Below are 18,427 nucleotides of genomic sequence, written 5' to 3'. Positions count from 1 at the left end.
ATCGGGTGACCCATCCCCGCCCGCGCTCCCTCTGGCGGGGACGCCTCCTCGCGCTGGTGGGCGTCGTGCTCGTTGCCTTCTCCCTGCGTTCGGCCGTCGCCGCGCTGTCGCCGATCATCTCGGAGGTGCAGGCCGACTTCGCGGTGCCGACGTGGGTGGTGGGTCTCATCGGCACCGCGCCGCCGGTCTGCTTCGCCGTCTTCGGCATCGTGACCCCGATCCTCGAACGCCGGTTCGGGCTGGAGCGGCTCGCGGCGGCATCCATGCTCATCGTCACGGCCGCCCTCCTCGCGCGCGCTCTCGCGACGGACGCGGCCACGCTGCTGCTGGCGACGACGGTCCTGTTCGCCGCGGTGGGCGTGGGCAACGTGGTGCTGCCGCCACTGATCAAGACATACTTCCCCGACCGCGTGGGCACGATGACCGCGCTGTACTCCGCGCTTCTCGCGATGGCCGCGTTCGTGCCACCGTTGGTGGCCGTGCCCGTCGCGGATGCCGCGGGGTGGCGGTTCTCGCTAGGCATGTGGGCGATCCTCGCGCTTCTGGCGGTCGCGCCCTGGGTGACGCTCGTGGTGCGCGCGAACGTCGCCCGCACGCAGGCTCCCGCCGCGGTGGATCTCGACGCCCCGGCGCCCGGCGTGTTGGGACGCCTGCCGCGGCTGTCGCTCGCGTGGGCGCTGGCCGGGACGTTCGGCATCTCTGCGGCGAGCGTCTATGCGTGCTTCGCCTGGCTGCCGGTCATCCTCGTCGACGTCGCCGGAGTCTCGCACGCCGAGGCCGGCGCGCTGCTGTCGCTGTTCGGCGCGATGGGACTGCCGTGGTCGATCATCGTGCCGATCCTGATCACACGGTGGCGCCGGGTCGGCGTCGTCTACGCCGCCGCGTTGATCGCGGGGCTGGCGGGTGTGGCCGGAATGCTGCTCGCGCCTGCGACGGCCACGATCCTCTGGGTCGTGCTGCTCGGCACCCCGCAGGCGTTGTTCCCGGCGGTGCTGGTGCTCATCCAGCTGCGCTCGCGCACCCACGAGGGCGCCGTCGCGCTCAGCGGCTTCGCGCAGAGCGTCGGGTACGGCATCGCCGCGCTGTTCCCGCTGATGTTCGCGGTCGTCCACGAGGCGACCGGACAGTGGCAGCCGGTGCTCGTGGTCTTCGGCCTGCTGTTCCTCGCGACGATTCCGACCGGCCTGGTCGTCACGCGGCCGCGCACGATCGAGGACGAGTGGGAACGTCGCCACGGCGCGTGGTGAGTGGACGTGCGTGAGGGCGACCTTTCCGCCACGATGGTCGCGTGGATGAGCATGACGCGTCACCGAAGGGACGTGCCCCCGCCGAGCGACGGGCGCTGAGGGCGCACCCGGCGCCCGTGCTGGCGACGGTCTGCGGCGCGCTCGCGCTGGTGTCCATCGACGTGACCATCCTCCACGTCGTCGCGCCGACCATCGCCCGCGACCTGGGCGCCACCGACACCGAGCTGCTGTGGATCATCGACATCTTCCCGTTCGTCATCTCGCCCCTGCTGCTGTCGGCGGGCGTCATGAGCGATCGGTACGGGCGGCGCGCGTTCCTGGTCGGCGGGCTCGTCGTCTTCGCGCTCGCGTCGGCGGCCGCGGCCTTCGCCTCCAGCCCGCAGCTGCTCATCGCGGCGAGGGCCGCGATGGCCGTCGGCGCCGCAGGGGTTCTCCCCTCGACGATGTCGCTGCTTCGCGTCGCCTACCCCGATCGGGACAAGCGCGTGCGCGCCGTCGCGATCTGGTCGATGTCGTCCGCCGCCGCGGCGGCGGCGGGACCCGTGATCGGCGGCTTCGTCGTCGAGCACAGCACGTGGGGTGTGGTGTTCCTCATCAACCTGCCGCTGTGCGCGCTCGTCATCATCGCGGCGGCGGCGTTCGTTCCGGAGTCGCGCTCCACGCGGCCGGGCAGCACCGACCTCGTCAGCCAGGGGCTCGCGATCGGAGCGGTGCTGGCGGCGGCCGTGGCGATCAACAGTCTGGCCGAACACCATGTCGAACTCGTCCTCGGCGGACTGGTCGTCGCGGCCGGGTTGGGCGCGCTCTTCGTCCGGCGACAGCGCGCGATGGTTCGTGAGCGACGGACGCCGATGCTCGATGTCGCACTCTTTCGCAATCGCGCGTTCTCCAGTGCGCTGATCGCGGTCGCGCTGGCGATGTTCGCCATCGTCGGCCTCGAACTGCAGTTCGCGAGATACCTACAGCTGGGGCGCGGCTTCGAACCCCTGGATGCCGCGATCGCGCTGATCCCGCTCGCGTTGGCCACCCTGGTGGGCGCCTTCCTCTCACCGTGGTTCCTGCGGCGCCTCGGTCATCGCGCGGTGATCTCGAGTGCCCTCATCGTCGCGGGGGCGGCGCTGGCGGCGGTCGCGTTCGCGCCCGACCCCGTGCACCTGGCCGTCTTCGCCGTCGCGACCGGACTGGCAGGACTGACGATCGAGATCGCCGCCGTCGGGGCGAACGATCTGATCGTGTCGTCGGCTGGCCTGCACGAAGTGGGAGGAGCGGCCGCGCTGGAGGAGATCTCCTACGACCTGGGCGGCGGCTTCGGCACCGCCGTGCTCGGCGCGACCGCCGTGTCGGCGGCGTCGGTGACGGAGGGCTTCCACGCCGCGGTCATCGCCTCGGCGGTGATCCTGGCGGTCGCCGGGGTCGCGATGATCCTCACCCTGCGTCCCGCGCGAGCAGCCGCAGCGGGGCCGCGGCACTGATCACGGCGCCGACGGATCACATCACCCACACGACGGCGCCGGCCGAGGCCGCCGGAAGAGCGTCAGGCTGTCTCCAGCTCGTCCTCGTCGTCGGCGTACTGGTCGGCCCACTTGTCGACGTACGGGTCTTCCTCGTGGTGTCCGAGCTCCTTTTCGAGCGCGGAGTAGTTCACGTTGTAGGTGTCGTACTTCAGCTCGCGAGCGATCTTGGTGTGCTTCGCTTTCTGACGGCCACGCCCCATGCGAGACCCCCTCATTTCTGAGTCACGGACGATGCGGGTTTCCCGCATTTCGTCCGGCGCATTCACGATGCGATTGACGATCCGGCTTCCTGCCGGGAAGAGTAGCATTCAGAATAACACGGTGCCCCCGGCGCCTCGCGGTGCGGGGGAGGACGGGGAAGGTCGCATGGCCGAAACAGACGAGAGTCCGGTCCCTCAGCGGGCGGTGATCGTCGGCGTCATTCCCGACCAGCCGGCTCGCGTTCTCAAAGAAGCAGCCCGGTACGCGAAGCTCTTCTCGGCGCCCTTGATCGTCGCCCACGTCGACGTCACGCGCTTCGTCACGTACGAGGATCCGGACGGCTATATGCACACCGCGCCGATCGACATCGACCTCGCCATCGGGGAGGCGCAGCTGAGTGCGGTCGAGGGCGTCGCGGCATCCGCGCTGGACGGCTCGGGTGTCGAGTGGAGCGTCACCCAGCTCGTCGGCGACCCGGCTCTGGCGATCAAGCACCTCGCCGAGAAGGCGCAGGCGCGCCTGATCGTCGTCGGTACCCGCCGCCGCGGGTTCGGAGAGTCGATCCGCGAGTTCTTCACGGGCTCGGTCGCCGCCCGTCTGGCGCACCGTCAGTCGCGCCCCATCCTCGTCGTCCCCCTGGAAGACCCCGTCGGCGACGACGAGGACCTCTGGCCCTCGTCGTAGCCCCTCCCCCCTCCCCGCGAGCCGCTACGAACTCGCCGAGCCGCCATCTTTTGACACGCCGGAGTGTGGCGGATCGGCGGAAAGATAGCGGCTCGGCGGAGAAGGCGAGAGCGGACGGGCCCGTGCGTCAGCGGAGTGCGCGGGTCAGGGCGGCCAGGGTGTCGTCCAGCGCGCGCGACAGGTCGTCGACGGCGTCGGCCGCGAGTTGGCCGCCGTGCGCCAGATGCGTGCGCAGATCCGCGCGCACGGTGGCGCGGAACTCGCCCACGATCGCCTCGGCCCGCCTCATCTGCTCTCGCGACGACTGGCGCGCCTCGTCCCCCCCCGACGCGGATGCCGAGGCGCGTGCGCCGGTGCGGTCACGGTCGGCGTTGTCTCGTTCCGACTGCGCCGAAGCGGCGAGATCGGCGCGGAGGCTCTTCATCGCCTCGCGGACGCTGCCGCGGACCTCGTCGGCGATCAGCCGCACGCTGTCGGCAAGCCCCGCCTCGATCCCCTCGAGCTCGTGGGCGCGAGCGGCCACCTCGGCGCGCCCCGCCTCGGTGATCGCGTACACGGTCTTGCGGCCGTCCACGGTCTTGGTGACCAGGCCCTCCTCCTCGAGCTTCGACAGCCGGGGATAGATGGTGCCGGCGCTGGGCGTATAGGTTCCGCCGGTGCGATCGGACAGCGCCTGCATCAAGTCGTAACCGTGGCGCGGCGACTCGTCGAGCAGGTTCAGCAGGTAGAGGCGCAGATCGCCGTGCGAGAAGACGGGAGGCATGCTCAGTTCTCCTCGGCGGTCGCGGATGCCGCGGCATCCGGAGCGGCCGGCGAGCGGCGCAGCACCGTGACGTCGCCCGAGACCGAATTGGCGCGCACGTCGGCGAAGCTGCCGCTGAGCTCCCCGACGGAGTCGACGTAGTTCGAGGGCCCAGAGCTCGAGCGCTTGACGCCGTCGACCATGAGCCGCCCGCTGACGCTGCGCAGCACGAAGTTGGCCGGGTGGCCCTCGTCGAGACGCACGGTCGCGTCGCCCGACACGGTGTTGAGGCTGACCAGGTCGACCCGATCGGTCGAGTCGACGAGCATGCCGCCCGAGACGGTGTCGATCGTCGCTTTGCGGATGCTGCCGGTGGCCGCCACATCGCCGGACACCGAGTTGGCGCTGAGTGCGCCGTCGAGGCCGCGGATCTGCACGTCGCCCGAGACGGCGTTGACCGAGAGGTCGCCGGTGAGGCCGTCGACGATGATGTCGCCGGAGACGGTGTTCAGGCGCGCGCCCGAGGCGAGGCCCGACACGAGCGCGCTCGCGGAGACGACGCCGAGGGTCAGCAGGATGCCGCGGGGGACCGCGACGCTGATCTCCGCCTTGGGGCCGCCGGAGCCGAAGTTGCGGAACACCTCGAGGAAATTGTCCCAGCGCAGCTGCGGATGGTCGATCTCCACCACGTCGCCGGAGGCCTCGATGCGGAGGTCCTTGATGGTGACGGCGTGCACTTCGATGCGCACGCCGGGCTCGTCGTGCGCGACGACGTCGATCTGGCCGCCGACGAGGCCCACCTTCAGCTTGCGGATGTCTTCGAGGTCGATCACCCGGGTCTCGCCCGGCTTGATGAGCCACTTCTCCAGAGTCATCTGTTTCTCCTGACGTGAGGCGATTCGAGATATATCGCGTTATCCGAGAGTAACACGATATATCTCGAATCGCCAGCGTGTTCGTCCGACTTCCCGGTTGGTCCGTCCCTTCTTGCCGGCGGCGAGCGGCGTCAGCAACGAGACGGACCGGACGAACGGAGCGGGACGAGGCCCCCACAACGCGGACGCGCCGGCCCACCGTGAGGTGAGCCGGCGCGTTGTCCGGTTGTGCGACGTCGCTACGCGCGACCGCCGCGAACGAGTCGCAGCAGGAACGCGATGATCGCGATCACGGCGACGATCAGGGCGACCCACAGCAGCCAGTTCAGGGCGGCGTTCATGCCGCCGACGATGGCGAGCACGATCGCGACGACGATGATGATGATCAGAGCGAGATTCATGTGATTGCTCCATTCTCGGGGGACTCCATGACCCCCTGAAACTAGTCCCGTTCCGCGGGGGAGGCACCCCCCTTGCCGCGGCCTTCGCACCTGCGGTAGGGCGGTTATATGCCACAGAACAGCACACCTCCTTCGCTGAAGGATCCCGAGCTCTACGAGGAGCTGCGCAAGGACGGCGCGTCGAAGCAGAAGGCGGCGCGCATCTCCAACGCCGCCGCGCGGGACGGCCGGAAGGCCGTCGGGCGACGAGGTGGCGAGTCCGGCTCGTACGAGGACTGGACGGTGGCCGAGTTGCGCGCTCGCGCGAAGGAACTCGGCATCCGCGGGTACTCCGGTGCGCGCAAGGCGGAGCTCATCGACATGCTTCGAGACTCCTGACGTGCCGCGCCTGCGCCGCGTCCGCCCCGGACGCGACCTCGGCTACCGGCGCCTGCGCTCCGGTTCGGGATTCCGCTACGTGGATGCCGACGGCGCCGCCCTCCCTGCCGCGGAGCGCGAACGCGTGGTCGCGCTCGTCATCCCCCCGGCGTGGAACGACGTGTGGATCTGCGCCGCCGCGAACGGCCACATCCAGGCCACCGGCGTCGACGAGGCCGGACGGATGCAGTACCTCTACCACCCGGAGTGGTCGACCACCCGCGACAAGGGCAAGTACGCGCGGGCGCTGCAGCTCGCCGAGAGCCTGCCGCGCGCCCGCGGGCGCATCACCGCGTCGCTGCGCCGCGACGACCTCGACCGCGAGCGGGTGCTCGCGACCGCGTTTCGCCTGCTCGACCAGGCGGCCCCGCGAGTGGGCAGCGAGCGGTACTTCACCGCGCACGGCAGTCGGGGGCTCACCACGCTGCAGCGGCGGGATGCCGCGGTCAGCGGTACCGTCACGAGCCTGCGCTTTCCGGGCAAGAGCGGCAAGCGGCAGAGCCTCGACGTGGACGACGAAGACCTCGCCGTCGTCGTCGAGATGCTCGCTGCGGGTCGGCCGGCTGCACCTCTTCTGGCGTACGCGCGCGGTCGCCGGCGCGTTGCCCTGACCCCCCGGGACGTCAATGTGTACGTCCGCACCATGACCGGCGGCAGCTTCACCGCGAAGGATTTCCGCACGCTGCGCGGCACCATCCTCGCGGCCGACGCGCTGGCGCGCATCGGGACCACCACCACGAAAGCCGATCGCAAACGCGCCGAGGTGCTCGCCGTCAAGGCGGCGGCCGCGGCCCTGGGCAACACGCCGACGGTGGCCAAGAGCTCGTACATCGATCCCCGCGTGTTCGCGCGGTATCGACGCGGTGAACTGCTGGACACGACGGTTTCGCCGGAATCGGCGATCCGTGCGCTGCTGGGTCCGTGAGGCGACGCTAGTCTGCGGACGTGACTCGTCCCCGCTGGTTCTCGCCGGTCGCCCTCGTGCTGGTGATCCTCGGCGGCATGATCGGCGTCGCGATCCGCGCGGCCGTGGTGGTGCCCCTGGGGGCGGTGAACCCGCATCCGCTGGTCGTGCCGGCCGTCACGCTCGTCATCAACCTGCTGGGTTCGCTGCTGCTGGGCGTCATCGTGGGCTGGTTCGCCGATCGGCATCCGCGCGCTCGACTCTTCCTCGGGACGGGAGTCATGGGCGGGTTCACGACGTACAGCGCGTTCGCCGTGCAGACCCTCTCGACCTCGAGCGCGTCGCCCTACATCGGCATCATCCTCGTCGTGGTCTCGCTGTTCGGCGGCGTCTTCGCCGCCGTGGTGGGACTGGCGGCCGGGCGGCGCATCGCCGACCGTCCCGGCGAGGTCGAGCGTCCGGAGGATGCCGAGTGAACCCCGTCGAGACGGCGGCACTCGTCGTCGGCGGGGGACTGGGCGCCGGTGCGCGTTACCTGATGGATGCCGCGATCATGCGCGGGCGATCGGGCGCGTTCCCGATCGGCATCCTTCTCGTGAACGTGCTCGGCTCCTTCCTGCTGGGGCTCGTCACCGGTCTCGGGCCGAACGTGGCGCCGGCATGGGCGAGCATTCTCGGCGTGGGCGTACTGGGGGGCTTCACGACGTTCAGCACGGTGTCCACGGAGACGGCGCTGCTGGCCGAGCGGGGTCGCCGTGACTGGGCCTGGATCAATCTGATCGGCACGCTCGTGCTCTCCCTGATCGCCGCCGCCGCCGGCCTCGTCATCGGCGAGCTCTTCCCGCGCTGAGCGTCGACGCCCGTGGGCGCCGAGCGTCCGGATTCTCGGGTTATCCCCCGGCTTCCGTCGCCGCCCGCCGTCTGTCCGCGTGCGAGAATGAGGCGGATACACGCGTGTATCGGATTTTCGTCCGCGCCTTCCGACAGCAAGGGTTTTCCGTGTCGCATCTCGCCGTCCTGAGCTTGAAGAACCGGGCGCTGATCGCCCTGATCACGATCGTCGCGGCGATCTTCGGCGGCCTCGCCCTCACGAGCCTCAAGCAGGAGCTCATCCCCTCGGTCGAGTTCCCCCAGCTGTCGATCCTGTCGACGTACCCCGGCGCGTCGCCCGATGTGGTCAACAACGACGTATCGACGCCCATCGAGACGGCGATCCAGGGCATTCCGGGACTCGAGTCCACGACGGCGACGAGCACCACGAACGCCTCGATCATCCAGGCGTCGTTCACCTACGGAACCGACTTGGCGACCGCGGAGCAGAAGATCCTGCAGGCGATCAACCGCATCAAGTCGACGCTGCCCACCGGTGTCGAACCCAACGTGGTCTCCTTCTCGATCGACGATCTGCCCGTCATCGCCCTCGCCGTCACCGGATACGGCGATGAGAAGACGATCCAGGCCCAACTGCAGGCCAGCACGATCCCCGACCTCGAAGACGTCAAGGGCGTCAGCGCCGCCACGATCGTGGGCGGCCAGGGCCAGCGGGTCACGATCACCCCTGATCAGGCGAAGCTCGCTGCCGCCGGCTTCACCCAGACGGCACTGACCGACGCCCTCAAGCAGAACGGCGTGCTCTTCCCGGGTGGCACGGTCACCGAGGGCGACCAGACGCTCACGGTGCAGACCGGCAGCAAGCTCACATCGGTCGACCAGATCTCGGCGCTGCCGCTCGTGCCCACCTCGGCGGCCCAGTTCGAGGGGGCGGCCAAGAACGGTCCCCTGAAGATCGGCGATGTGGCCACCGTGGCGCTCGCGCAAGACCCCGTGACCTCGATCTCGCGCGTGAACGGCGAGCCCGCGCTGACCATCTCCATCACCAAGCTGCCCTCCGCCAACACCGTCGACGTCAGCCGAGCGGTCACGGCCCTGCTGCCGAAGCTGCAGAGCGACATCGGCGGCGACGCGAGCTTCAGCGTCGTCTTCGACCAGGCGCCCTACATCGAGCAGTCGATTGAGTCGCTGGCACAGGAGGGTCTGCTGGGCCTCGTCTTCGCGGTGCTCGTGATCCTCGTCTTCCTGTTGTCGGTGCGCTCGACGCTGGTGACCGCGATCTCCATTCCGACGAGCGTCCTCATCACCTTCGTCGGCATCCAGGCCTTCGGCTACTCGCTGAACATCCTGACTCTGGGTGCTCTCACGATCGCGATCGGCCGCGTCGTCGACGACTCCATCGTCGTCATCGAGAACATCAAACGCCACTACGTCGAGGGTGCCGAAAAGCTCTCGTCGATCCTGCTGGCGGTTCGCGAGGTCGCCGCCGCGATCACGGCGTCGACCATCACCACCGTCGCAGTCTTCCTGCCGATCGCGTTCGTGGGCGACGTCACCGGCGAGCTGTTCCGGCCCTTCGCCATGACCGTGACGATCGCGATGGCGGCGTCGCTGTTCGTCGCGCTGACGATCGTTCCCGTGCTCGCCTACTGGTTCCTGCGCCCCGGAAAGCCCGTGCGCGATGCCGAGGGCGACCCGATCGACCCGGAAGACCCCGCCGCGCCCCCGTCCAGGCTGCAGCGTGCGTACCTGCCGATTCTCGGCTGGACCCTGAAGCACTCGTGGGTGACCTTGTTGGTCGCCGTGCTCGTGCTCGGCGGCACGATCGCCGCGGCCCCGTTCATGAAGACCAACTTCCTCGGCGACAGCGGACAGAACACCTTCACCATCACGCAGCAGGTCGGCCAGGCCCCCAGCCTCGACGCCGAGGATGCCGCCGCGAAGAAGGTCGAGACCGCGCTGAAGGGCGTCGCCGGCATCACCACGGTGCAGACCTCGATCGGATCGAGCGGATCCGCCGTGCGCGATGCGTTCCGCGGGGGCAGCACCGGCATCACCTACTCGGTGACCACCGACACGTCAGCCGATCAGGTGACCGTGCGCAACGACGTGGAGAAGGCGCTCGCCGACCTCACCGACGTCGGCACCGTCACCGTCTCGTCCGGCCAGGGCGGCTTCGGCTCCACGGACGTCGAGGTCGACGTGACCGCGCCGTCGGGCGACGCGCTGCAGAAGGCGACCGATGCCGTGGTGGCGGCGCTGCAGGGCAAGGCCGGCATCGGACAGATCACGTCCAACCTGTCGGCATCCCTGCCCTACATCGCGGTGACGGTCGATCGCGCGAAGGCCGCGCAGCTCGGGCTGTCGGAGGTCGCCGTCGGCGGCCTCGTCTCGAACACGATGCAGCCGAGCCAGATCGGCTCCGTCGAGATCGACGGCACCGCCCTCACCGTCTACCTGCAGGCGGCGTCCGTGCCGAAGACGATCGACGAACTCAAGGGGCTGCAGGTCGCCTCGGCGAGCGGGCTCGTGCGCCTCGATCAGGTCGCGACGGTCGAGCAGAGCCAGGGGCCGACCTCCATCACGACCCAGCGCGGTCAGCGGACGGCGACGGTCACCGTGTCGCCCTCGACCGACGACCTGAACACCGCCTCCGCAAGCGTCCGCACGGCGCTGACCGGCCTGGACCTTCCGACCGGTGCGGCCGCGAAGGTCGGCGGTGTGGTGACCCAGCAGTCCGATGCGTTCGGCCAGTTGGGCCTCGCGATGCTCGCGGCCATCCTCATCGTCTACATCGTGATGGTCGCGACGTTCAAGTCGCTGCGTCAGCCGCTGCTGCTGCTGGTGTCGGTGCCGTTCGCCGCCACCGGCGCGATCCTCCTGCAGATCGCGACCGGCGTGCCGCTCGGCGTCGCGTCGCTGATCGGCGTGCTGATGCTCATCGGCATCGTCGTCACGAATGCGATCGTGCTCGTCGACCTCGTCAATCAATACCGCGCCAAGGGTCTGAGTGCGCACGATGCGACCGTCGCCGGTGGATCGCGACGTCTTCGTCCGATCTTGATGACGGCGCTGGCGACGATCTTCGCGCTCACGCCGATGGCGCTCGGCATCACCGGCCACGGCGGCTTCATCTCGCAGCCGCTCGCGATCGTCGTCATCGGCGGTCTCATCTCCTCGACCGTGCTGACCCTGCTCGTCCTGCCCACGCTCTACAACCTGGTGGAGGGTGCGCGCGAGCGACGGGCGGCCCGGCGGGCCGGTGGCGGCGACGGGACGGACGTGGATGCCACGGCCTCCGCGGACGGGTCCGCCGCTCTGCACCCCCGGCGGTCGCGTCGTCGATAGGCTCGGCCGCATGCGACGAAACGTTCTGTCGGCAACGATCGCGGCGCTGGCTCTCGCGGGTGCACTCAGCGGTTGCGCCGCCGGCGTTGCGCCCGATGCCGTTGCCATGACCGCTTCGCCAGACTCAACCTCCAGCGCGAGCGCCGTGCCTCCATCGCCCTCGGGGTCGGGGTCCGGGTCGGGGCCGTCGTCGCCGCCGGCGAGCGCGGTGCTCGTCTTTCCGCGGTGCGAGGACTTCATCCCGATCTCTGTCCTGCAGAAGTACTTCTCGGCGGACGCCGTCGCGTACGCGGATCCTGGCTGGACTCTTGAACAGCGGCTTCCCGGCCCGCTGGCGCGCGCTGCCGTCACGAAGGCGGAGCGAGCCAGCCAGTGCGCCTGGGGCGTGCGAGGGGGTTCGGACGGTGGCGTCCAGGCGGGTCTGCTCGAGCTTCCGACCGACGTGCGTGACGAGCTGATCACCGCGTTGCGCAGCAGCGCGGACTACACCGAAGCGGCGATCGACGGTGCCACTGTCTTCACCGCTCACGTGGCGGGCGAGATCGCTGATGGCGCGGTCGGCTACGCCTTCGAGGGGAACACGTGGATCGCGGTCGTCGGCAACAGCAAGGAAGCGGCCATGCTTTCCGGGTACCTTCCCGCCGCCCTTGCGGCCCTTCACGCCGCGAACGCGCGATGAGGCAGAGACCGTCGAGGTAGGCGCTTCCTGACCGGCACTCTCACAGGTGGACCGGGTACAGTGGTGGGGTCGGCTCTGGACACCGCGCTGCGGCGCGGGTGGGTTTGTGAGTCCAAGGGGCCGATGGTGAGCGTCGATCGACGCGCATGACCATCACTGTTGAATGGCCCCCGGACCACCGGGTTGCCCGCCGCCCCGATCCGCCCGGCCTCCTGGTCGCTCCGGCTCTCGCTGCGCGGCGGCGCTGTTCTCGCGCGAGAAAACCCAGGAAGAACACCATGCCCAAGAGCAAGAAGCCGGCCGGCGGCCGCGCCCAGAACTTCGAGCCGCGTTACGGCGCGAAGACCAGCTACCAGGACGCCAAGCGTCGCCCCGGACAGTCCTCCGCGGGTAAGCCCGGCAGCAAGAGCCCGAACCACCGCGGCTACCGTCCGGCCGAGGCCGCGGAGTCGGGTACTGCGCCGAAGCAGCGCTGGAGCGCACAGGAGCGGGCCGGACGCGACGAGGCTCGCGGCATCCGCTCGCGCGCCAACGGCGAGCGCCCGCGTCGTGATGACCGCGACGGCTTCCGCCCCGCGCGCGACGATCGTCCGGCTCGTTCGTTCGAGGATCGCCCGCGTCGTGACGACCGTCCGGCTCGTTCGTTCGAGGATCGCCCGCGTCGTGACGATCGTCCGGCTCGTTCTTTCGACGACCGCCCGCGCCGTGACGAGCGCGGTGGCTATGGCCGCAACTCCGCAGATTCCACGCGCGGCGGTCGCGATGGCGCGCGTGCGCCGCGCGAAGGCCGCGACTTCCGAGACGCGGAACGTCCGCGTCGCGACGACCGTCCGGCTCGTTCGTTCGACGACCGCGGACGCCACTCCTCCACCTCGCGCTCGGATCGACGCGAGCGCCCTGATCTCGCTGCGCGAGATGCGGATCGGAGGAGTTACGACCGTCCGCGCCGCGACGACCGCCCGGTTCGCACCGGCGGCAACCGTTCCGACTGGAACTCGGACGCAAAGGATGCCGCGGCGCGCAAGGCCTATGAGGAGCACGCCGATGTCGTGCACGAGAAGCTGCAGGCGCAGGCCGTGCAGGCCGAAGAGGTCGCGGATGTGAGCTTCGCGAGCCTCGGTCTCGGTGACAACATCGTGCGGACCCTCGCCGAGCTCGGCGCCGCGGCCCCGTTCCCGATCCAGGCCGCCACGATCGCGCCGATTCTCGCGGGCAAGGACGTGCTCGCCCGCGGCCGCACCGGTTCGGGCAAGACCATCGCGTTCGGCGCGCCGCTCGTCGAGGCGGTGCTGCGCAGCCAGGCCGGCAAGCGTCGCGCGTTCGGCCGCAGCCCGAGGGCCCTGATCCTCGCCCCGACACGCGAGCTCGCGCTGCAGATCGACCGCACCATCCAGCCGATCGCCCGCAGCGTCGGCCTCTTCACCACGCAGATCTACGGCGGCGTGCCCGCCGGGCGCCAGGTCGGGGCGCTGAAGAAGGGCGTCGACATCATCATCGGCACTCCCGGACGCATCGAAGACCTGCAGAGCCAGGGCAAGCTCGACCTCTCCGAGGTCGGCATCGTCGTGCTCGACGAAGCCGATCACATGAGCGAGCTCGGCTTCCTCGAGCCGATGCAGCGGATCCTCCGGCTCGTCGACCCCGACGCGCAGAAGCTGCTCTTCTCGGCGACCCTCGACCGCGAGGTCGCGGCCCTCGTCGATGAGTTCCTCGTCGACCCCGCCGTCTACGAGGTCGCCGGCGAAGACCAGGACTCCGGCACGATCGACCACCGCGTGCTCGTCATCGACCACCGCGACAAGGCGGAGATCCTCACCTCGCTCGTCGACCGCGCCGGCAAGACCCTCGTGTTCGCCCGCACCCGGGCCTACGCCGAGATGCTCGCCGAGCAGTTCGACGACGCCGGCATCCACGCCGTCGCCCTCCACGGCGACCTGAACCAGGCCAAGCGCACGCGCAACCTCGAGCGCCTCACGTCCGGTCGGGTCAGCGTGCTCGTCGCCACCGATGTCGCCGCGCGCGGCATCCACGTCGACGACATCGACCTCGTCGTCCAGGCCGACGCCCCCGACGAGTACAAGACGTACCTGCACCGGTCGGGTCGAACGGGCCGTGCCGGTCGTGTCGGAACGGTCGTGACTCTCATCCCTCGCCAGCGCCGCCGTCGCATGACGGAGATGCTCGAGCGCGCCGAGATCGACGCCCCGTTCGAGGACGCCCGTCCGGGCGACGACGTGCTCGAGGAGATCTCAGGGCGTCAGGCAGCGCACATCGACCGCTGAGTTCGGACCTGGAGAAGGGCCGTGACGATACCGTTACGGCCCTTCTGCGTATGCCCGGCCAGGAGGGCATGGCGAAACCAACGCGCTCCCATATGGTGATGCCATGCCCCGTTTCACCACATCCATTGTTGTTCTGGCGGCGGTTCTGCTTTTCAGCGGCTGCTCGGCTCTGCCGTCGCTGTCACCGTCGGCTGATGCAGTCACTCCCGAGGCGCAGACGCCGAGCCCGGCCGTGTCTCCGGCGACGCCGGTCGCGCCGGCCGTCGTCGCTTCGATGCCCACTTCTTGTGAGCAGCTCGCGACCATTGAAGCGGTGTCGGGTGTGGATGGGCCGACGTGGCGCGTAACCGACACGGATCCGGGGACGAGTCTGTTGCCTGGCCCGGTGGCACGCGACACCGTTCATCGCGCGTCGGAACGGCTCGAGTGCTTGTGGTGGCCGCCGGCGGCGACCGAGGCGTATCTGGCGATGACGGTCTACCAGCTCGACGCGACTGATCGGAACCAACTGATTGCTGCGTTGCGGGCCACGGAGGAGTATGTGGCCCTGGACTCCGGAATCTCCGGATCCGTCGCGTTCTCCTACGTCGAAGAGGGTGCGGAGATCGTGAGGAATGTGGTCTACGTCTTCACTGGCGACCTGTGGTTCACGGGCGTCTCGGTCGGCCCTTCCATGGACCGGATCTCCTCACTCGTCGTCGACGCCGCTCGACGCAGCACCCTGAGCGGGCAGTCCTAGAACAGCATGGCCGGGGCCGCGGCTGCTGCCCGCGCGGTCGTCCGCACCGGACCCGGTCGCGCCGGCCGCGTCTCGACCTCGTCCTCCGGACCACCGGTGAGACGGTGCCGTCGCAGCAGCGGACGCACGCGGGCCGCCAGCCACTTCCGGTACCCGACCGGCGCGTAGACCGTCGCGCCGGGGTAGAGCCCTCGATAAGCGGGCACGAGCTCCGGATGCTCGCGTTCCAGCCACTGCCAGAACCACTCCCGGGCGCCGGGACGCAGGTGCAGTGCCCCGAAGACGACGCGCACGGCGCCGGATGCCGCGATGCGCGCAAGCGTGTCGTCGAGCACCGCCACGGAGTCGGTCAGGTGCGGCACGATCGGCATCAGGAACACCGTCACGGCGAATCCGGCTTCGGTCGCCGCACGCACGGTGTCCAGGCGTGCCTGGAACGTCGGTGCACCGGCCTCGAGTGTCTGCCGCAGCCGCTCGTCGGGCATGGCGATCGACATCGCGAGGTGGACGGGCACGCGACGCCGCGCCTGCGCGAGCACCGGCAGGTCGCGGCGCAACAGCGTGCCCTTGGTGAGCACCGAGAACGGCGTTCGGCTCGCCGCGAGGGCATCGATGATCTCGGGCATGAGCCGATAACGCCCCTCGGCGCGCTGATACGGGTCGGTGTTGGTGCCGAGCGCCACCGGCTGCCGCTGCCACGACGGCGCGGCCAGTTCGCGGCGTAGGACCTCGGCCACGTTGACCTTCACGACGATCTGCTCGTCGAAATCGCGCCCGGCGTCGAGATCGAGGTAGGTGTGGGTGCCCCGCGCGAAACAGTACGAGCAGGCGTGGCTGCAGCCACGGTACGGGTTCACCGTCCAGTCGAACGGCATCGCGGATGCCGAGGGCACATGATTCAACGCCGACTTGGCCGCCACCTCGTGGAAGGTCATCCCGGCGAACTCCGGGGTCGTGACGGTGCGGACCAGGCCGTCGAGGCGCTCCATGCCGGGCAAGGCAGCGGCATCCGCTGCATCGATACTCTGTCCACGCCACCGCATGTCGTACATTCGAACAGAGATACGACAAATGTGCAACGGGCAGGTGTCGCACGGGCTCGGCGTGCAGAATAGGCGGGTGCCGCACCCCGAGCAGCCGACCAGTCGCCGCGCCGCGCGCGCCGCTGCCCCGCGCCCGCGGGCGCGCCGAGAGTGGCTCGCGAAGGTGCCGCTGCGCGTGCGATGGACGGCGTTCGCGATCGTCTTCTGGGCCGTTGCGGCCGTCGTCGGCATCTCGGCCTTCTCGCTCAGCGGCGCGCGCGGCCCGAGTGGCGCCGCGACCACAGCGAGCGCGGTGGCCGCCGTCGCTCTGCCGAGCGGAGCCGACGCGACGGCGCCGCCGGCCACGGGTCTGCCGGTACCTGCGCAGACCGGCGCTGCGGCGCTGTGCGACGACCCCGCCGTGGTCGCAGCGCTCGCCGCGGGGCAGGACGAGGACGTCATCGCCGCCTTCGGTGGCGGTGCGGCCTTCCGCGACGCCGTCGTCGCCGGCTCCGCACCCTGCATCGATCTCGGCGACCCGCATCGGCTCTGGATCGTCGTCGACAAGAAGCGGCCCCTGAACCCGCTGGATGTCGAGCCCACGGAGCTGGTCGCGCCCGCCGACATGCAGCGCACGGTCGACGGCAGGCTGCAGCCCGCGGCGGCGCAGGCGCTGACGGCTCTCGTCGCCGCCGCCGCTCAGGAGGGCGTCGGGGCGATCGGCCTCAACAGCGCCTACCGATCGTTCGCGTCCCAGACGCGCACCTACAACGGGTACGTGAACTCGCTCGGTCGCGACGTCGCCGATCAGCAGAGCGCCCGCCCCGGCTTCAGCGAGCACCAGACGGGACTCGCCACCGATGTCGCAGCCTGCGACGGCGGCTGCGGTGCCATCGAAGCGTTCGGCGGTACGCGCCAAGGCGCCTGGGTCGCCGCGAACGCCTGGCGATTCGGTTTCGTCGTCCGTTACGAAGAGGGCTACACCTCCATCACCGGTTACGAGGCCGAGCCCTGGCACCTGCGCTACATCGGGCCCGCGCTGGCGAAGGCCTACCGCGACGGCGGTTTCCACACTCTCGAGGACTTCTTCGGCCTGCCGGCGGCGCCGGACTACTGATTGTCGAGCGCCACGCTCGGGGTGAAACCCAGTACCATGGATGCTGGGATGCGATGCCACCGGCATCCGGGATTCCTCCCGCGGCATCCGGCAGATTCCACACTCGACGACGAGAGGACGGGCGCACCATGGAGCGCGAGATCTACGACGAGGACCACGAGGCGTTCCGCGACGTCGTGAAGGAGTTCCTCAAGCGCTTCGCCACCGAAGAGAAGCGCAAGCAGTGGGAGGCGGACGGTGAGATCGACCGTGCGACCATGCTCGCTGCCGGCGAAGCCGGCATCATCGGTTTGAGCGTGCCCGAGGAGTTCGGTGGCGCCGGCATGCTGCAGGACTATCGATTCCGCTCGATCGTCCTGGAGGAGACCATCGGAGCCGGGCAGGGCTCGCTCGCCGGTGCCTTCGGCATCCAGGACGACCTCGCCGTGCCGTACATCGTGCACATGGGAACGCAGGAGCAGAAGGAGAAGTGGCTGCCCGGCATGGCGACGGGCGAGATCCTCGGCGCGCTCGCGATGACGGAGCCCGGCGCCGGAAGCGACCTGCGCGGCATCAAGACGACCGCGAAGAAGGTCGACGGCGGCTATCTCGTCAACGGCGCGAAGACGTTCATCTCCTCGGGAAAGACCGCCGACATGGTGGTCACGTTCGTGAAGACCGGCGAGGGCAACCGGCCGGATGCCTTCAGCCTGCTCATCGTCGAAGACGGCATGGAGGGTTTCGACCACAGCAAGAAGCTCGAGAAGATGGGCTTCCACGGGTGGGACACCGCGGAGCTCAGCTTCACCGACGTGTTCGTCCCGGAAGCGAACCTCATCGGCGGCAAGGAGGGCATGGGGTTCATCCAGCTCATGATGAACCTGCCGCTCGAGCGTCTGTCGATCGGTGTCGCGGCTGCGGCTGCGGGCGAGGCCGCATTCGTGTGGACCCGCGACTACGTGCTCAGCCGGGAGGCGTTCGGAGAGCGGATCGCCGACTTCCAGAACACGCGGTTCCTGCTCGCCGACATGGCGACCACGGTCGACGTCATGTGGACCTACAACGATCGCGCGATGATGCTCTACAAGGACAAGAAGCTCACGGCCGAAGAGGCGGCGAAGGTCAAGTTCTGGTCGACCGATCGTGAAGCGGAGCTGCTCGACATCGGCGTGCAGCTGCACGGAGGCTACGGCTACATCACCGAGTACCCGATCGCGCGCGCCTATCTCGACGCCCGCGTGCACCGCATCTACGGCGGCACGAACGAGATCATGCGCGACATCGTGTCGCGACAGATCGTCGGCAAGCGCTGATCCGCCCCCGCGCGCTGATCTGCCCGCGCGCTCCTGCGGCATCCCTCCTCGTCCGCGAGACACCGGTTCTGCACCGAGACACCTGGCCACAACCGGTGTTTCGGTGCGCAGACGGTGTCTCGCGGTCGGAGG

18 protein-coding genes are annotated in these 18,427 nt (G+C 69.6%); 13 read left to right on the top strand and 5 right to left on the bottom strand.

Annotation, left to right across the window (positions count from 1 at the left end; all coding sequences use genetic code 11):
- Window positions 1-5: 5 nt before the first annotated feature.
- Both ACT53O_RS03970 and ACT53O_RS03965 read left to right on the top strand, forming a co-directional pair.
- Window positions 6-1,247: an MFS transporter gene (locus ACT53O_RS03970; RefSeq protein WP_112932250.1), complete on the top strand. Its 1,242-nt coding sequence runs from the start codon at window positions 6-8 to the stop codon at window positions 1,245-1,247.
- A gap of 41 nt (window positions 1,248-1,288) precedes the next feature.
- Complete coding sequence (locus ACT53O_RS03965; RefSeq protein WP_476151401.1) at window positions 1,289-2,719, top strand: MFS transporter; 1,431 nt, start codon at window positions 1,289-1,291, stop codon at window positions 2,717-2,719.
- A gap of 62 nt (window positions 2,720-2,781) precedes the next feature.
- Here ACT53O_RS03965 and ACT53O_RS03960 read toward each other — a convergent pair whose 3' ends face one another.
- Window positions 2,782-2,961: a DUF3073 domain-containing protein gene (locus ACT53O_RS03960; protein ID WP_005054410.1), complete on the bottom strand. Its 180-nt coding sequence runs from the start codon at window positions 2,959-2,961 to the stop codon at window positions 2,782-2,784.
- A 166-nt stretch (window positions 2,962-3,127) separates the two neighbouring features.
- Between ACT53O_RS03960 and ACT53O_RS03955 the strand changes: the two genes are divergently transcribed.
- The gene (locus tag ACT53O_RS03955; protein ID WP_347418221.1) at window positions 3,128-3,646 is read left to right on the top strand and encodes a universal stress protein; all 519 of its coding nucleotides are present in this window, start codon (window positions 3,128-3,130) and stop codon (window positions 3,644-3,646) included.
- A gap of 127 nt (window positions 3,647-3,773) precedes the next feature.
- Here the strand turns inward: ACT53O_RS03955 and ACT53O_RS03950 are convergent, their stop codons facing one another.
- From ACT53O_RS03950 to ACT53O_RS03940, 3 genes are all read right to left on the bottom strand, one after another.
- The gene (locus tag ACT53O_RS03950; RefSeq protein ID WP_294978796.1) at window positions 3,774-4,409 is read right to left on the bottom strand and encodes a PadR family transcriptional regulator; all 636 of its coding nucleotides are present in this window, start codon (window positions 4,407-4,409) and stop codon (window positions 3,774-3,776) included.
- A gap of 2 nt (window positions 4,410-4,411) precedes the next feature.
- On the bottom strand, window positions 4,412-5,263 hold the full coding sequence (locus tag ACT53O_RS03945) for a DUF4097 family beta strand repeat-containing protein (RefSeq protein ID WP_061681104.1): 852 nt from the start codon (window positions 5,261-5,263) through the stop codon (window positions 4,412-4,414).
- Between the two features lie 239 nt (window positions 5,264-5,502).
- The gene (locus ACT53O_RS03940) at window positions 5,503-5,664 is read right to left on the bottom strand and encodes a hypothetical protein (RefSeq protein WP_005054418.1); all 162 of its coding nucleotides are present in this window, start codon (window positions 5,662-5,664) and stop codon (window positions 5,503-5,505) included.
- A gap of 108 nt (window positions 5,665-5,772) precedes the next feature.
- Between ACT53O_RS03940 and ACT53O_RS03935 the strand changes: the two genes are divergently transcribed.
- The 8 genes from ACT53O_RS03935 (at window position 5,773) to ACT53O_RS03900 (ending at window position 14,864) form a co-directional block, all read left to right on the top strand.
- Window positions 5,773-6,042: a DUF7218 family protein gene (locus ACT53O_RS03935; RefSeq protein ID WP_112932255.1), complete on the top strand. Its 270-nt coding sequence runs from the start codon at window positions 5,773-5,775 to the stop codon at window positions 6,040-6,042.
- Between the two features lies 1 nt (window position 6,043).
- On the top strand, window positions 6,044-7,006 hold the full coding sequence (locus tag ACT53O_RS03930) for a DNA topoisomerase IB (RefSeq protein WP_112932256.1): 963 nt from the start codon (window positions 6,044-6,046) through the stop codon (window positions 7,004-7,006).
- A 20-nt stretch (window positions 7,007-7,026) separates the two neighbouring features.
- A complete protein-coding gene (locus ACT53O_RS03925; protein ID WP_239498511.1) occupies window positions 7,027-7,461 on the top strand; it encodes a fluoride efflux transporter FluC in 435 nt (144 codons plus the stop codon).
- Entirely contained in the window at window positions 7,458-7,835 is a 378-nt protein-coding gene (gene crcB / locus ACT53O_RS03920) for a fluoride efflux transporter CrcB (RefSeq protein WP_476151400.1), read from the top strand. The genes ACT53O_RS03925 and crcB overlap by 4 nt, the downstream gene beginning before the upstream one ends.
- Before the next feature lie 149 nt (window positions 7,836-7,984).
- Entirely contained in the window at window positions 7,985-11,164 is a 3,180-nt protein-coding gene (locus tag ACT53O_RS03915; protein WP_476151399.1) for an efflux RND transporter permease subunit, read from the top strand.
- Between the two features lie 10 nt (window positions 11,165-11,174).
- Entirely contained in the window at window positions 11,175-11,843 is a 669-nt protein-coding gene (locus ACT53O_RS03910) for a hypothetical protein (RefSeq protein WP_135949590.1), read from the top strand.
- 278 nt (window positions 11,844-12,121) lie between these two features.
- Window positions 12,122-14,125, top strand: coding sequence for a DEAD/DEAH box helicase (locus ACT53O_RS03905; protein ID WP_476151398.1), 2,004 nt, complete (start codon window positions 12,122-12,124; stop codon window positions 14,123-14,125).
- Window positions 14,126-14,228: 103 nt separating this feature from the next.
- Complete coding sequence (locus ACT53O_RS03900) at window positions 14,229-14,864, top strand: hypothetical protein (protein WP_476151397.1); 636 nt, start codon at window positions 14,229-14,231, stop codon at window positions 14,862-14,864.
- On the opposite strand, the gene ACT53O_RS03895 is transcribed toward ACT53O_RS03900, so the two are convergent.
- Window positions 14,861-15,907, bottom strand: a complete 1,047-nt coding sequence (locus ACT53O_RS03895) for an Rv2578c family radical SAM protein (RefSeq protein ID WP_476151396.1) — start codon at window positions 15,905-15,907, stop codon at window positions 14,861-14,863. The genes ACT53O_RS03900 and ACT53O_RS03895 overlap by 4 nt on opposite strands.
- Window positions 15,908-15,983: 76 nt before the next feature.
- Between ACT53O_RS03895 and ACT53O_RS03890 the strand changes: the two genes are divergently transcribed.
- Window positions 15,984-17,003 carry a M15 family metallopeptidase gene (locus ACT53O_RS03890; RefSeq protein WP_378793639.1) on the top strand — a complete coding sequence of 340 codons (1,020 nt, stop codon included), beginning with the start codon at window positions 15,984-15,986 and terminating at the stop codon, window positions 17,001-17,003.
- A 128-nt stretch (window positions 17,004-17,131) separates the two neighbouring features.
- On the top strand, window positions 17,132-18,295 hold the full coding sequence (locus ACT53O_RS03885; protein ID WP_476151395.1) for an acyl-CoA dehydrogenase family protein: 1,164 nt from the start codon (window positions 17,132-17,134) through the stop codon (window positions 18,293-18,295).
- Window positions 18,296-18,427 lie beyond the last annotated feature (132 nt).

It is taken from the genome of Microbacterium sp. DMC48 (assembly GCF_056313825.1).
Note: the sequence above shows the minus strand (reverse complement) of the source record. Positions and strands in the feature narration are given on the sequence as shown.

Excerpts from the sequence above, each read along its gene's own strand:
- ACT53O_RS03935 (WP_112932255.1), top strand. The coding sequence starts at position 5,773 with ATGCCACAGAACAGCACACCTCCTTCGCTGAAGGATCCCGAGCTCTAC.
- ACT53O_RS03945 (WP_061681104.1), bottom strand. The coding sequence starts at position 5,263 with ATGACTCTGGAGAAGTGGCTCATCAAGCCGGGCGAGACCCGGGTGATC.
- ACT53O_RS03950 (WP_294978796.1), bottom strand. The coding sequence starts at position 4,409 with ATGCCTCCCGTCTTCTCGCACGGCGATCTGCGCCTCTACCTGCTGAAC.
- ACT53O_RS03910 (WP_135949590.1), top strand. The coding sequence starts at position 11,175 with ATGCGACGAAACGTTCTGTCGGCAACGATCGCGGCGCTGGCTCTCGCG.
- ACT53O_RS03895 (WP_476151396.1), bottom strand. The coding sequence starts at position 15,907 with ATGCGGTGGCGTGGACAGAGTATCGATGCAGCGGATGCCGCTGCCTTG.
- ACT53O_RS03960 (WP_005054410.1), bottom strand. The coding sequence starts at position 2,961 with ATGGGGCGTGGCCGTCAGAAAGCGAAGCACACCAAGATCGCTCGCGAG.
- ACT53O_RS03905 (WP_476151398.1), top strand. The coding sequence starts at position 12,122 with ATGCCCAAGAGCAAGAAGCCGGCCGGCGGCCGCGCCCAGAACTTCGAG.
- ACT53O_RS03955 (WP_347418221.1), top strand. The coding sequence starts at position 3,128 with ATGGCCGAAACAGACGAGAGTCCGGTCCCTCAGCGGGCGGTGATCGTC.
- ACT53O_RS03900 (WP_476151397.1), top strand. The coding sequence starts at position 14,229 with ATGCCCCGTTTCACCACATCCATTGTTGTTCTGGCGGCGGTTCTGCTT.
- ACT53O_RS03940 (WP_005054418.1), bottom strand. The coding sequence starts at position 5,664 with ATGAATCTCGCTCTGATCATCATCATCGTCGTCGCGATCGTGCTCGCC.
- ACT53O_RS03885 (WP_476151395.1), top strand. The coding sequence starts at position 17,132 with ATGGAGCGCGAGATCTACGACGAGGACCACGAGGCGTTCCGCGACGTC.